A 14678-nucleotide genomic window follows, 5' to 3' on the forward strand; every position below is an offset into this window, starting at 1 on the left:
ATATCATTTTCATAGAGTCTATTCGGGTGAATCTACTGAATTAGGGGTTGTAGCGGTGAGGATGGGCAAAAGGAAAGTCACTTTACAAACGAAAATTTTGGGGTTAATTATCGGGCTTTTGCTTGTTGTCATTGCGTTATTAACCATTTGTTTTGGTTTTCTGCAGACATCAGAAAGGCAGGGACAAGCTGAACAGCTGGCGGTGCAGACCGCTAGAACAATATCATATATGCCGCCCATTAAAGCATCGGTGGCTCTATCAGCGTCCCAAAATGAAGAACAGGCAGTGCTTGAGCAAATGAAGGAGCAAGTAAGAGCACATGCCATCTTCATTACCAATCGAAAAGGAAAGGTCCTTGTTCATACGAATCATGAGGACGTAGGAAAGACCATCAGTGTATCGGAAGGAAGAAGTACCCTCTTATTTGGAGGAACTTCCATATCAACTGATGATTCTAATGGTGAAACCGTTGTCAGAGGCAGTGCACCCATTATGAAAGAAACAGAAGGGCATGAAGAAATTATCGGCACAGTCACCGTCGAATTTTTAAAAAAGGAAATCGATCAAGCGACAGCTCATCAGCTATTGAAGCTTAGCTATATTGCCCTTCTTGTGCTCTTGCCGGGCATATTCGGTGCGATTTTTTTAACGAAGAGTATTCGCAAAGATACATTAGGGCTTGAGCCGCATGAAATAGCTTCGTTGTATCGAGAAAGAGAAGCGATGCTGCTCGCTATAAAAGAAGGGATCATTGCGTTTGACCAGAAAGGCGCGATTACGATGATGAATACATCAGCTGAGCACATGCTGCGCGTCTCATCAGAGCTGCCCCTTCATATTGATCAAGTCTTGCCAAATGCCAAACTTCTTCTCTATTTAAAATCAGAGAAGATTGAACCTAACATCGAAACCGTCGTCAATGATAAAACCTATGTCTTAAATGTGAAAAAAGTAATGCAGGAGAATCGAGTATTCGGAGGGATTGTGAGCTTCAGGGAGAAAACAGAGCTGACGAAGCTGCTGGATACATTAACAGAGGTCAGTCAATATTCAGAAGACCTGAGGGCACAAACGCACGAATTCTCAAATAAGCTGTACGCCATCTTAGGCCTGCTTGAGCTGAAGCAAGTCGATGAAGCCATCGACTTAATTAAAGAAGAATATCATCTGCAAAACCGTCAGCACGATTTACTCATGAAGCAGATTCGTTCTCCTAAAATACAAGCCATCTTACTTGGCAAGTTAGGGAAAGCATCTGAGAAAAAAGTCCATTTCCACATTGATGAAAATAGCTCACTAGAGCCGCTCCCAGCTCATTTAAGCCTATCTCACTTTATCACCATCATTGGCAATCTCGTTGATAATGCTTTTGAAGCTGTATTAAATAAGGAGAAGCGCGAGGTAGACCTGTTCATCACAGATATTGGGTTTGATATTATCATAGAAGTGTCAGATTCAGGTGATGGAGTGAATGAAGAGGAGCTGTCACAGATTTTCACAAGAGGCCATTCGTCAAAGGGAGAAGGACGAGGCTATGGGCTTGCAAATGTGAAAGAAGTGTTGGACGAGCTTGGGGGCTGGATTGAAGTTGCGAACCAAAAAGAAGGCGGTGCCATCTTCACTGTATACATACCGAAAGGCACAAAGGGGGAATAGATGGTGATTAAGGTACTCATTGCGGAGGATGATTTTCGAATCGCTGCCATTCATGAATCTTATATACAAAAGATAGAAGGATTTAAGGTCGCTGGAAAGGCAAAGAGTGCAAAGGATATGTGGGAGGCGCTCCAGAGGGAACAAGTGGATCTCATCTTGCTTGATGTCTATATGCCTGATGAGCTCGGCACAAACCTGCTGCCGCTTTTAAGAGAACGCTATCCTGAAGTAGATGTGATCATTATCACGGCTGCAACGGAAACGACGCTTTTAAGAGATGCGCTTCATTACGGAGTGGTTCATTATTTAATCAAACCGGTGACCGCACAAAAGTTTGCACAAGTTTTAACCGAATATAAAGAGAAGAAAGACATCATCAATTCAAAGGATGAAGTCAATCAAACGATGATTGATCTGTTTTTTGGGCAGATGCAGGAAGAGCCAAAACAAAGGGATGACAGAGATCTTCCTACAGGCATCAATTCACTGACCTTGGATAAAGTGAAAACATTGATGGCATCAGAGAATAGCGGAATTACAGCAGAAGAACTCGGGGAAAAGATGGGCGCATCACGTACAACGGCGAGACGGTACGTAGAGTATCTCGTGACAACAGGGGAATGCCGGGCAGAGCTTGCATACGGAATCATTGGCAGACCTGAACGTAAATATTACCCTGCCAAACAAGCGGAGTCATAAAAGATGAAAAAAGGAATACTTTTTGTAATCGTGCTCTGCCTTTGTATGACGCTCACCTTTAATGAAAAAAAGGCCGGTGATTCTTTCCTGCAGCAAAGCTCCTTATATATTGTGGTGTCGGGTGTACCAGAGGGGGGATTTGACCAAACGGCTCAGGTGATGAAATCAGTGCTTGAACAAGAGAAGCTGGTGAACCGGCCTGTGAACATTCTTTATCAAAGAGGCGGAACGGTGGATAAAGGATGGACATACATGATGGAGCGAGAAGCCAACTATATCAGTTTAAATTCAAGCTTATTGTTAAGCCGTAATTTGCTTGGCAGCAGTAACGTGACGATGAATGATGTGACACCGCTGGCAATCCTTGCAGAAGAGTGGCAGGTCGTCGCAGTCCCAGTGGATTCTCCTTTTTCAAATGGGAAGGAGCTGTTACACGCACTTAAGAAAAAACCAGATTCCTTAAAAATTGGATTTGCCCCTGATTTTGGAAATGATGATCAAATCTCATTCGCCCGGGCAGCAGAAATGGCAGGAATTGATCCATATCGCATTCAATTTTTGAAATTTGGCAGTGCAGATGATTTATTTCAGGCGCTCATCGACCATGAGGTGGATGCAGCAACGACTACCATTACAGAGGTTCGTCATGATTATGAAAAAAAGAGGCTGAAGCTCGTTGCGACGACAACCAGCCAGCGCTTAGATGGATTTGAAGATGTGCCGACATGGAAAGAGCAGGGCATTCCGCTCATCTTTTCCCATTGGCGCGGTGTGATGGGCCCAAAACAAATGAGTCAGCATGAGGTTCGTGAATGGGATCAGCTTCTTCAAAAAATGACGAAAACGAAGTCCTGGAAAAAGCGATTAAAGCAAAAGGGCTGGACAAGTCGTTATATGAACAGCAAAGAGGCAAAGGTCTTTATGGAAGATCAATTAAGGCAATATGAGCAATTGATACAAGGAGAACAAGCGATCGAGTGAGACCGCTTCCAGCGTGTAGACAAACCCTTGCATTCGGTGCCGGTTCTGTGTGCTGGTGCTCACGAATCTCATATTCGCTCCGCTCCAGTACTCATCCTTCCTAGACTGCAAAGGTTTTCTATCACACTGAAAAGAAGACAAAGGGCTTAAATAAACCCTTTGTTTTTTTCATGGAATTAAAAAGCCCAATGTTTGAACAAAATGAACAAAAAGCATTTATCGACCGAAAAAGAATTAAAATTCATAATATTTACTTCAATTCTCACCTCAGATATGATGACAAAAAGGGTTGGAAATGGGATACCAACACATTAATGAAAGCGTATACAACATAAGGGGTGAACAATATGTTAGCAATCTTAGGATTTCTTATGATGATTGTATTTATGGTTTTGATTATGACGAAACGTATGTCTGTTTTAACGGCATTGGTGTTAACACCAATTGCATTTGCTCTTATTGCAGGTTTTCATTTTACTGAAATTTCAGACATGATTGTCAAAGGTGTGCAGCAAGTCGCACCAACAGCAGTCATGATCATGTTTGCGATTTTGTACTTTGGCATTATGATTGATGCGGGTTTATTTGACCCAATGGTGGCGAAAATTTTAAAAATCGTTAAAGGCGATCCATTAAAAATCGTTGTCGGAACAGCTGTCTTGACGATGCTTGTTGCACTTGATGGTGATGGAACGACAACGTATATGATTACAACAACAGCGATGCTTCCACTATTTACGCTGCTTGGCATCCGTCCAATTATTTTAGCGGGTATTGCCGGGGTCGGCATGGGAATTATGAATACAATTCCATGGGGAGGAGCTACACCTAGAGCGGCGAGTGCACTTGGCGTCGATCCTTCACTTTTATTTGGACCAATGATTCCAGTCATTGGTGCAGGGGTTCTCAGTATGATTATTGTTGCTTATTTTCTTGGAAAAGCCGAAAGAAAACGCCTTGGTGTGATTGAACTTGACCAGCCGATTCATGCAAATGAAATGGCAGCGGCACTGCAAGATGACATCAAACGGCCGAAGCTTTGGTGGTTTAACCTGGCGCTGACTTTGTTATTGGTGCTGCTGCTTGTATCAGGTAAAGTCAGCTTAACTGTTCTATTTGTTCTTGCTTTCTGTGTGGCGATTATCGTGAACTATCCGAACTTGGACCAGCAGCGTGAGCGAATTGCGGCTCACTCAACAAACGTTTTAGCCATTGCTTCGATGATTTTTGCGGCAGGTGTTTTTACAGGTATTCTAACTGGAACGAAAATGGTCGATGAAATGGCGATTTCGATTGTATCTGCAATTCCAGAGCAGCTGGGCGGCTTTATTCCAGTCATTGTCGCATTAACAAGCGGGATCTTTACTTTCTTTATGCCGAATGATGCATACTTTTACGGCGTACTGCCGATCCTATCAGAAACAGCGGCAGCATACGGTGTCGATAAAATTGAGATTGCCAGAGCCTCTATTATTGGTCAGCCGATTCATATGTTAAGTCCACTTGTTCCATCGACTCATTTACTTGTTGGACTTGTTGGCGTATCACTGGATCAGCATCAGAAATTTGGGATGAAATGGGCTGTGCTGGCAGTCGTCGCTATGACCGTCATGGCGGTTCTCATTGGGGCCATTTCCATCTGGTAAATAAAAAAGTGTCTGCTGCGGGCAGGCACTTTTTTTAGGTCATATTGCCGACCAGGCTCCATTCATTTGCCCTAGACAAAGACAAGCCTGTTCCTCCAAAAGATTTATTTTTGAAAAATACTGACACTTTTGCTGTTTTTTTCTTTATAATGCAAATCAACGAAGGGAGAGGATAGCATGTCCAAACGAAAAGGCACGATTCTTTTTGCTGCTGCATGCCTCTTAGCAGGTAGTTTGTCGATGGTGAGCCCAGCTTCAGCTCATGCAGAAACCCCTTATTATGGAAAGAGTTATGAACAGCCGGCTTCAGTGAAAAAGCTATACCCTGAGCCTGACGAGACGTTTGATACCCCTGCCTTTCAGAAAAAAGGAGAAGCATTTACGACCCAAGAAGAGCTTCAAGCTTTCTTACGAGACATTGTCCGCAAAAGTCCTTACGCCACGCAGAAACAGATTGGAACATCCATTGAAGGCAGATCCATTCCGGCTCTGTACTTTACAAAGGATCGCTCCATCACGCCACTTTCAAAAAAGCCAACCATCTGGCTCCAAGCACAAATACACGGAAATGAACCAGCCTCCGGTGAATCTGCTCTCGTCATTGCAAAACGATTAGCAGGTGAAGAAGGAGAGCGTATACTCAATCATGTCAATATCATCATTGTCCCAAGAATCAATCCTGATGGTTCTTATGCGTTTGACCGCAGACTGGCAAACGGATTAGACGGAAACCGTGATCATATGACATTAGAATCTCCAGAACTGACAGCCCTGCATCAAGAATTTAATCGGTATGCGCCAGAAGTGGTCATTGATGCCCATGAATACGATGTGGGTCAAAAGCAGTTTGAAAATATCGGTTCATCAGGCGCTCTCAAATATCATGATTTGCTTATTCTTTCAGGGAAGAATCTAAATATTCCAGAAAGCATCCGGCTGACATCAAATGAGTTGTATGTAAACGGAGTTCGTGAAACGCTAACAAATAAAGGGTTTTCTAACGATTTGTATTATACAAACACAAGAGGAAAGGATGGAAAGATCGACATCTATGAAGGTGGAACGGATGCGCGAATTGGCCGTAATGCCCTTGCACTTTCGCCAGCCCTGTCATTTCTTGTAGAAAGCAGAGGGATTGGGATTGGAAGAGAGGATTTTGCCCGCCGCGTCGCTGCCCAAGTAGCCACCCATGAAAAAATCATTGAAACTACAGTGAAACATGCCAAACAGGTGAAGCAGCAAATGGTGACGGAGCGGCTGAAGCTGGTCAAAAAAGGACTGCTGCCAAATGATGATGATCAGGTAGTCATTCAAGACGATTTCAAAGCATCTGTCAATGACTCGCTGGAAATGGTTGATATTGAGAAGGGACAAACGACTCAAGTTCCTGTACGCTTTCACAGTGCGAGCGATGCTGTTCCCGTCTTAACAAGAGAACGGCCGACAGCTTATCTCATTCTTCCGGGGCATGAAGGAGTAGAAAGGAAACTCAGAACATTAGGATTAAAAAGTGTCACATTGCCGGCTGGCATGAAAGTGCCGGTACAAGCCTATCAAGTGACAAAGCGAGAGGAAAAGAGCAAAACAGATATTCAGCTTGAAACAAAACTCGTTGACAAGAAACGCCAGCTGCCAAAAGGAACAAAGGTATATGTCACGGCACAGCCGCAAACCAATTTGCTCTCACTTACCCTTGAACCAGAATCAAAGGACAGCTATATGTCATCAGGGTTTATTGCTTCAAAAGCAGGTGATGAACTGCCAGTCTATCGTTTCATGCTTCCAAAAAAGACGTTAGGCATTCAATAAAAAGGACTAAAATGATAGCCCTTTATCAAATGTAAAAGCGGCACTAGGCGTGCCGCTTTTTTTATTTTCGTCCAGCTCTTATTTCATCTGTCATGCCTTCATATGGTGCTTCTGCGATAATGGTTTCGTCATTCACACCTGCATGATGGATATACGTAATGTCCGCAAATTCTGGGACAACATATTTCGGATAGGTTTCGTATTTTTCACGAGATTCTTTCATGAGATCGATGTAGTCATTTTGATAGCAGACGGTGATGTCTGGACGTTCATGCACCCATTTTGGGAAGAAGATGACGCCATGCATGCGTTTTTCTTCAGGCATAAAGTTCAGAGAGACGTCTGTACCAGTTGGTTCTGTCCAAGAGACTTTGTATACGCCTTTTGTCAGCTTCACAATATTTACTTCTTGATCACGGACCCAGCGACCTCCAACCATTCCGCTATGAATGCGGTAATCAATGGTGTGATCGTTTTTAATGTAAATCTCATATTCCCAGCCATTTTCATACGTATAAATCATATGAAGTCCAACGAATTGATCCATGTTTATTCCTTCTTTCATTAGAATGATGTTTTTTCAAACATGTTGTGATTTACATATTTATTTTAAAGTCTATGGTATACTATTGTCAAAGAATAAGCGTTGGAGGCACATCATGAGAGTACTAAAATATGCCATTCTTGGCTTGCTGGATCAGCATGAGCTGACGGGATACGATATCACAAAACATTTTAAGGATTCCCTTGGACAGTTTTGGAGTGCGAAGCACAGTCAGATTTACCCTGAGCTGAAGCGTCTTACAGAGGAAGGATTTATTGAATTTGATATTCACATACAAGGAAAAAAGCTGAAGAAGAAGGTCTATCAAATCACAGCGGCAGGAAAAGAAGAATTGCGTCAGTGGTTAAAAACAAAAGATCCGATTCCGGAAACAACAAAGGATGAATTCATGCTCAAAACCTTTTTCATCTCCTCCATGGACAAAAAAGAAGCGGCTGACCTGTTTGCGTATCAACTGTTAGAGCGCACCAAGAAAGTAGATGTGCTGGAACAAAAGCTGCACGCTTTGACAGAGGAAGACCCTTCTGCTGAATCGCTGCATTCAGCTCAATTTGGGCATTACTTAGTGCTGACAAGGGCAATTGAAAGAGAAAAAGGCTATGTCCGCTGGCTCCAAAAGACCCTTAAACGTATTGATTCATCTATGGTCTAAGGACAATGGTCGGATGATATGATAAAAAATGGTTTGAAACGAGTGAATTTATCAATAGAAACCGCTACAATGGATATATTCGTATTAAAGTGAGGCGAGTATGTTTGAGTAATCAAGAAGCGTTGTGGAATGAAGCAGAAGCTTTTATTTCTGTATGCTATGAAGAATTAAACAAGTCAAATGAAGAGAAAGCAGCACGTCTGCATGAAATAAAAAAAGAAATTGAGTCTGAAGGAATTTATACGCATACACTAGAGGAATTAGCTCACGGGGCGAAAATGGCATGGCGCAACAGTAACCGCTGCATTGGCCGTTTGTTTTGGTCGACCCTGCAAGTGCATGACTGCCGGCATGTAAAGACAGAGGATGAGGTGAAGGAGGCGCTCTTTCATCATATTGAGTATGCGACAAATGGCGGGAAAATCAAACCGTCCATTACGATCTTTCCCCCAGAGAAGAACAGGCAGAAGGAAGTCGTCATTTATAATCATCAGCTCGTTCGTTATGCAGGCTATGAAACTGAATATGGCATCATCGGCGACGAGGCATCTCTTGAATTAACAAAATTATGTGAAGAACATGGCTGGAAAGGGGAGGGCACACATTTTGATATTCTGCCTCTCATGTTTCAGCTAAAAGATCAGCCGCCTGTTCTGTATGAGCTTCCGAAAGAAATCGTCCAAGAGGTAGAGATCACCCATCCTGAATACGATGAATTCCGTGATTTAGGACTGAAATGGTATGCGGTTCCAATTATTGCTGATATGAAATTAGAAATTGGCGGTATTCATTACAATGCTGCACCGTTTAATGGCTGGTATATGGGCACAGAAATTGGTGCACGCAACCTAGCGGATGAAAACCGCTACAATATGCTGAAAAAAGTCGCTTCTCTTTTAGGACTGGACACAACCAAGAATTCGTCCCTTTGGAAGGATAAAGCCATTGTCGAATTGAACGAGGCGGTTCTCCATTCTTATCGCGAAGCAGGGGTGACCATTGTTGATCATCACACAGCAGCACATCAATTCAAGCAGTTTGAAAAGCAGGAAGAAAAGGCTGACCGCAAGCTGACTGGGGACTGGACATGGCTGATTCCCCCAGTATCACCAGCTGCTACCCACATATTCCACAAGAATTACGACAATACCATTGTGAAACCAAACTATTTTTATCAGGACAAGCCCTATCACGGGACAGAAAAAGCCTAGCGAAAGCTAGGTTTTTTTATTATCTTATTCGAAAATCCTGATAATGAGCCAGCTCAGTGAGCGGCTCCATTTGCATGTCGGTGACTTTTGAAAAAGGACTTCCTTTCCGGACAGTCTCTAAGAAATCAATCACTTTCTGCTGCTCACCCTCTACCTTTAACTCGACATGACCTTCATCTGTGTTGCGTACCCAGCCTTTCATTCCACGATTGACAGCTTCTCCCTGAACAAAATAACGAAAGCCGACTCCTTGCACACGTCCTTTTACAATGGCGTGATAATGAATCATGATCATCACTCCTTTTTTCACATCGTACCATAGCCTGCATCTGATCTTCACGCCTCGACTATGATTTGATTGTCAAACGATGTAAAATAAAAGCCAGTAGACAACCGAAGGAGATGGCCATCGTGGGACAAAAGAGATACGACATAGAAGGAATCCAAGTAGGACAACCTATCATTACCTATGCGAATGGAAAAGAAATCAAAACAGCCATCAACAAAAGGCGCATTCATGAGCCTGTGTATTTAAGTCAGGTCAATTTTGAAGGAGATGGTCAGGGGGATTTGGTTCATCATGGGGGTTATGATAAAGCCGTCTGCGTCTTTCCGTATGATCATTATGCTCACTTTGAACAATTTTTAGGGGTTCCATTACAGGAAGCTGCCTTTGGCGAGAATGTAACAGTACGCCAGCTAGTCGAAACGAATGTGCTTATTGGCGATGTGTTTCAGCTTGGAGATGCATTTGTTGAGGTGAGCCAGCCAAGACAGCCTTGTGTGAAATTGTCTCTTAAGCATGGCAACATGAAGCTTGTAAAGGAAGTGCAAAAAACAGGGTATACAGGCTTTTATTTACGTGTATTGAAAGAAGGCATGGTGCCGCCTGATGCTGCGCTTGTACTAGTAGAAAAAGCGTCCCATCAGATTACGGTCCATGAAGTCAATGAAGTCAAATATCGACAAACAAGTCCAGAGAGACTGAAAGCCGTTCTTGAAGTAGATGGCTTAGCAGATGTGGTCAGGAAGTCTTTAGAAAAACGAATTCAGCACATTTAAAAAAAGCCGTACATCAGCTTAAGATGTGCGGCTTTTCTAAGCTTATGAGCTGCGTTTCTTTTGCTCAAGAAGATTTGCAAGGAAATATGTTTTTAAGCTTTGAAGCTTTCTTCCTTCATGCTTGGTCACACCAAGCTTCTTTAATTCTTCGACATACCAGCCTTTGCTACCATAATGCATGATAGAAAACTCCTTTCAATTGAAACTGCCTGCATTGTAACATCTCAAAAAAGGAGGTGAAAAGCGTGCAGGTGTCAAGAAATGAAAACTGATTCTATCTGCCTATGATCCATGTATATGCTGGAAATATTGATTTATGAATTTGGCGGGTTGAGGGTAACGAGGATCATGCCGACCGTCATAATCATGATGATAACACCAAGATAGGTCATCATGGATTGTTTTTTCTTAATCCCTACAACCGTTAAGATAATACTTTCGATGAAAAAGATAACACCTATGATGATGAACCACATATCAAATAAGACCCCTTTCGCATATCTTTGCCTATTTTACCACAGGCTTTTTTGTTTAGTCGTGACAGATTCGTGAAACGGGCATGAAAAAATCCCCTCCAGTGAAGGAGGGGACCCGCTTGGCTTACAGCTTTGTTAAAATAATCGGTTCGTCTTTAGTAATCACAATCGTATGTTCAATCTGTGCCACTAGACTTTTATCTGGTGTTTTAAATGTCCAGCCATCATCAGCCTGATAAATCGATTCAGCATTTGTTGAAATGAAAGGTTCAAAGGCAATGACTGTGCCATTTTTAAACAAAGCATTATCGAATGGATCATAGTAGTTCAAAATATGGTTGGGTGCTTCATGCAAATTCTTCCCAATGCCGTGTCCTGTCAGGTTTTTAATGACAGTAAATCCTTGTTCTTTCGCTGTATTGTAGACCGCACGGCCAATTTGGTTTTGTCTTTTACCGGCTTTTGCATGCTTTAATCCTTCAAGGAACGCATCCTCCGCACACTTACATAATGCTTCAAGACGAGCATCACCTGTTCCTAAAACGAATGAAATACCTGTATCGGAATAATATCCGTCAAGCTCTGCTGAGATATCAATGTTCACGAGGTCTCCCTCTTGTAAAATGGTTTTTTCACTAGGGATACCGTGTGCAACTTCATCGTTTACGCTGATACAAGTGGTACCAGGAAAGTCATATTCCTTTTCAGGTGCTGAATTGGCACCGTGCTCTTCTAATATTTTTTTCCCAATCAAATCTAATTCTTTTGTAGACATGCCTGGTTTCGCTTGGCTTTTCATTTCTTCTCTTGCCAAAGCGACAATTCGGCCGACTTTTTTTAAGGCTTCTAACTCATGATCATGTTTGACAATCACTGTTCATTCCCGCTTTCTATATCTTCATTCTATTCAATAGCTTACCACATTTTACGCAAAAAGAGTAAAGAGCGGAATTCAAATGGATGTGGACAAATTGGTATAGATAACTAGACGTGCATATGATATATTTTTTATGAACATCATGAATGATTTTGGTCATGATGATGACAAAGGGGGGAAATCAGATGGTGTTTCAGTTTTTTCAAAAGCTAGGAAAATCATTTATGCTTCCAATCGCTGTACTTCCAGCAGCAGGGATTATTTTGGCCATTGGGCGGGAGGATGTATTCAATATCCCGTTTATTCATGCGGCAGGGAATGCAATTTTTGCGAACTTGGCTTTAATTTTTGCAATGGGTGTAGCGATTGGTATTTCAAAGGATGGAAACGGGGCAGCGGCATTATCAGGAGCGATCTCTTATTTTATTTTGTCAGCCGGTACAACGTCGATTAACTCAACCAACAATATGGGGGTATTGGGCGGTATTTTATGCGGGCTTTTGGCAGGTTATGTTTACAATAAATTTAAGGATACGAAACTGCCGGAATACTTAGGTTTCTTTAGCGGAAGGCGGCTTGTGCCTATTATGACCGCACTTTTCACCATTCTATTAGCAGCCGTTTTCGGATATGTATGGCCTCCGATTCAAAGTGTGATCAATGATTTAGGAGAATGGATTTTAAGTCTTGGGGCAACAGGTGCAGGGCTGTTTGGTTTCTTTAACCGATTGCTCATTCCATTAGGACTTCACCATGTCTTGAATAACTTATTTTGGTTTCAATTCGGGGAATTCAGCGGGGCAACAGGGGATTTAGCGCGATTCTTTAAAGGAGATCCAAGCGCGGGTGTCTTTATGACCGGATTCTTCCCAGTGATGATGTTTGGTCTGCCAGCGGCATGTCTAGCCATGGTTGTGACTGCAAAGCCTGAGAAGCGAAAAGCAACAGCTGGACTGATGATTGGTATGGCACTTACATCATTTATAACAGGGATCACTGAACCAATTGAATTTTCTTTTATGTTTTTATCTCCACTTTTATATGGTGTCCATGCTATTTTGACGGGGCTTTCGCTTTTTATTGTAAACACTCTTGGGATTCATAGCGGCTTTGCCTTTTCAGCAGGTGCGATTGATTACGTCTTAAGCTTCGGAATTGCGCAAAAACCGATCTTGCTTCTTGTAGTAGGAATCATTTATGGCGTCGTGTACTTTGTCGTTTTCTATTTCCTCATTAAACTATTAAAGCTGAAAACACCAGGCAGGGAAGATGATGACATGGAAGATATCGCAGCTGATGATACGGTGACGGCAGGAGGAGCGAGTATGCTCGTAGAGGGACTTGGCGGCAAAGACAATATCACCACGATTGATCATTGTGCCACACGTCTTCGCTTAACAGTAGAGGATACAAATTTATTAAATGAAGGTACATTGAAGAAAGCAGGTGCCAAAGGGGTCCTGACTTCTGGAAAAACAACCGTACAAATCATCATTGGAACGAATGTAGAATTTGTCGCAGATGATCTCCGTAAGGAAGTCGATCGAGATTAAAAAAAACGTTCAGCCAGGTCAAATGGGCTGAACGTTTTTTTGTTTACGCTGTTCGATCACCAGTACAATGCTGATGACAACAAGTAAAAACCACGAACTGATTTTACCAAGATGGACGAGAGACCAAGCATGCTGCTGATTTGGATATTGCCATGCGCCTAAAAAGGTCGTGACATTTTCGGCCACCCAAATAAAAAAGCCAATCAGGAGAAATGAAACAACAAGCGGCATTCGAAAGGAAGATGGACCAACCTGAAACGAAACCGACGTTTTCCGAAACACAACAACAAGCAGACATGTCAGCCACCACCTGACATCATAGAGCCAGTGATGCGTAAAGAAATTGAGATAAATGCACAAACTGATGCCAATTGAAAGAAATGGATGAGGCCAGTCGGTCACTTTTACATGAAGTCGTGAAAGTGCCTGATAAATATAACTAGCCACACTCGCATACATAAAGCCGCTATAAAGTGGAACCCCAAATATTTTTGTATAAGCTTCTTCAGGGTAGGACCAAGAGCCCATATGTACTTTATACACTTCTAAACAGATTCCTATGAGATGAAATAGACAAATGACCTTTAGCTCCGCCCAAGTCTCCAGCCGCAGCGTCAGCATCAGGATCTGAGCTGCGATGCAAAGCAGTAGAATGAAATCATACCGGTGAAGAAAAGGAATAGTCACCGTCTTTGATAGGGCAAGCGCCGCAAAGATCATGACGGGGAATAGACATGAGATGGCCTGTAAATAAGCAAAATGAAATAGTGTTTTCATACAAAATTAAACCCCTTTTTACTGTCTGAAATGACTTAGACGGTTTTAGCAAGGGAAAAGTTTACCTCAACTAGATATTCATGAACAATTTGTGAATATATATGTGAAAAAGATCACAAATAACATTTCGCATAGTATAATAAGATCATAAAGAAAATGTGAAATATTTCACATAATTTAAAAGGAGGCATCATCATGTTTACAAAATTCTTACAAACGAATGTATGGGCAGCCGTTATCCTTTTGGCAGCAAGACTTTATATCGGATGGACTTGGCTGACATCTGGTATTGGAAAACTAACAGGTGGATTTGATGCATCAGGCTATTTACAATTTGCAATATCTGAACCTGTCGTCAAGGATGGTCATCTAGTGTATCCGTTCTATGTATGGTTTTTAGAAAATGTCGCTTTGCCAAATGCCGGACTATTCAGTGCCATGGTCATGTGGGGAGAAATCTTAGTAGGCCTAGGATTAATTGTTGGATTGTTTACAACAACGGCAGCCTTTTTTGGAAGCGTGATGAATGTCTCTTTCTTACTAGCTGGAACTGTCTCTGTGAACCCGCTGCTTCTGCTCATAGCCATCATTATCATGGCAGCGAAAGGGAATGCAGGCAAATTTGGACTTGATTATGTCGCAGGTCCAGTCCTCAAAAGAACAATGAAAAGAAAGCCGCAGTTAGAAGTGGCATCATAATAAAGAAAAGCATC

At 42.3% G+C, this 14678-nt stretch carries 16 protein-coding genes; 10 read left to right on the forward strand and 6 right to left on the reverse strand.

The genetic code is table 11. The annotated features are described in order from the left end of the window. Window positions 1–61 precede the first annotated feature (61 nt). From AAYR28_RS03580 to AAYR28_RS03600, 5 genes are all read left to right on the forward strand, one after another. Window positions 62–1657: a sensor histidine kinase gene (locus AAYR28_RS03580; RefSeq protein ID WP_120208629.1), complete on the forward strand. Its 1596-nt coding sequence runs from the start codon at window positions 62–64 to the stop codon at window positions 1655–1657. Between the two features lie 3 nt (window positions 1658–1660). Beyond that, window positions 1661–2356, forward strand: a complete 696-nt coding sequence (locus AAYR28_RS03585) for a response regulator (protein WP_024424602.1) — start codon at window positions 1661–1663, stop codon at window positions 2354–2356. 3 nt (window positions 2357–2359) lie between these two features. Beyond that, window positions 2360–3337, forward strand: a complete 978-nt coding sequence (locus AAYR28_RS03590) for a tripartite tricarboxylate transporter substrate-binding protein (protein ID WP_120208627.1) — start codon at window positions 2360–2362, stop codon at window positions 3335–3337. A 347-nt stretch (window positions 3338–3684) separates the two neighbouring features. Next, the gene (locus AAYR28_RS03595; RefSeq protein WP_034283666.1) at window positions 3685–4983 is read left to right on the forward strand and encodes a citrate:proton symporter; all 1299 of its coding nucleotides are present in this window, start codon (window positions 3685–3687) and stop codon (window positions 4981–4983) included. A 177-nt stretch (window positions 4984–5160) separates the two neighbouring features. Next, entirely contained in the window at window positions 5161–6792 is a 1632-nt protein-coding gene (locus tag AAYR28_RS03600) for a M14 family metallopeptidase (RefSeq protein ID WP_120208625.1), read from the forward strand. 61 nt (window positions 6793–6853) lie between these two features. On the opposite strand, the gene AAYR28_RS03605 is transcribed toward AAYR28_RS03600, so the two are convergent. Beyond that, a complete protein-coding gene (locus AAYR28_RS03605) occupies window positions 6854–7339 on the reverse strand; it encodes a phenolic acid decarboxylase (protein ID WP_008341777.1) in 486 nt (161 codons plus the stop codon). 112 nt (window positions 7340–7451) lie between these two features. On the opposite strand from AAYR28_RS03605, the gene AAYR28_RS03610 reads away from it, so the two are divergent. Continuing rightward, complete coding sequence (locus AAYR28_RS03610; protein WP_120208623.1) at window positions 7452–8009, forward strand: PadR family transcriptional regulator; 558 nt, start codon at window positions 7452–7454, stop codon at window positions 8007–8009. A gap of 104 nt (window positions 8010–8113) precedes the next feature. Continuing rightward, complete coding sequence (locus tag AAYR28_RS03615; protein WP_120208621.1) at window positions 8114–9220, forward strand: nitric oxide synthase oxygenase; 1107 nt, start codon at window positions 8114–8116, stop codon at window positions 9218–9220. Window positions 9221–9239: 19 nt separating this feature from the next. Here the strand turns inward: AAYR28_RS03615 and AAYR28_RS03620 are convergent, their stop codons facing one another. Next, window positions 9240–9509, reverse strand: a complete 270-nt coding sequence (locus AAYR28_RS03620; protein WP_034283670.1) for an acylphosphatase — start codon at window positions 9507–9509, stop codon at window positions 9240–9242. A gap of 122 nt (window positions 9510–9631) precedes the next feature. Here AAYR28_RS03620 and AAYR28_RS03625 point away from each other — a divergent pair, with 122 nt between their 5' ends. Next, a complete protein-coding gene (locus tag AAYR28_RS03625; protein WP_120208619.1) occupies window positions 9632–10282 on the forward strand; it encodes an MOSC domain-containing protein in 651 nt (216 codons plus the stop codon). A gap of 42 nt (window positions 10283–10324) precedes the next feature. Here the strand turns inward: AAYR28_RS03625 and AAYR28_RS03630 are convergent, their stop codons facing one another. The 3 genes from AAYR28_RS03630 to map form a co-directional block, all read right to left on the reverse strand. Then, the gene (locus AAYR28_RS03630; protein WP_064497716.1) at window positions 10325–10462 is read right to left on the reverse strand and encodes a YflJ family protein; all 138 of its coding nucleotides are present in this window, start codon (window positions 10460–10462) and stop codon (window positions 10325–10327) included. 134 nt (window positions 10463–10596) lie between these two features. Then, window positions 10597–10758 carry a hypothetical protein gene (locus tag AAYR28_RS03635; protein WP_087976421.1) on the reverse strand — a complete coding sequence of 54 codons (162 nt, stop codon included), beginning with the start codon at window positions 10756–10758 and terminating at the stop codon, window positions 10597–10599. Window positions 10759–10882: 124 nt separating this feature from the next. After that, window positions 10883–11632 (reverse strand): type I methionyl aminopeptidase, encoded by a 750-nt coding sequence (map, locus tag AAYR28_RS03640; protein WP_024424611.1) that lies wholly within the window; start codon window positions 11630–11632, stop codon window positions 10883–10885. A gap of 188 nt (window positions 11633–11820) precedes the next feature. On the opposite strand from map, the gene nagE reads away from it, so the two are divergent. After that, window positions 11821–13188 (forward strand): N-acetylglucosamine-specific PTS transporter subunit IIBC, encoded by a 1368-nt coding sequence (gene nagE / locus AAYR28_RS03645; protein WP_034283672.1) that lies wholly within the window; start codon window positions 11821–11823, stop codon window positions 13186–13188. A gap of 18 nt (window positions 13189–13206) precedes the next feature. On the opposite strand, the gene AAYR28_RS03650 is transcribed toward nagE, so the two are convergent. Beyond that, window positions 13207–13965, reverse strand: a complete 759-nt coding sequence (locus tag AAYR28_RS03650) for a DUF817 domain-containing protein (RefSeq protein ID WP_111927620.1) — start codon at window positions 13963–13965, stop codon at window positions 13207–13209. A gap of 195 nt (window positions 13966–14160) precedes the next feature. On the opposite strand from AAYR28_RS03650, the gene AAYR28_RS03655 reads away from it, so the two are divergent. After that, window positions 14161–14664, forward strand: coding sequence for a DoxX family protein (locus AAYR28_RS03655; protein ID WP_034283676.1), 504 nt, complete (start codon window positions 14161–14163; stop codon window positions 14662–14664). The last annotated feature ends 14 nt before the right edge of the window (window positions 14665–14678 follow it).

Source organism: Bacillus safensis, from assembly GCF_039619585.1.
In the GTDB taxonomy this organism is placed as follows: domain Bacteria; phylum Bacillota; class Bacilli; order Bacillales; family Bacillaceae; genus Bacillus; species Bacillus safensis.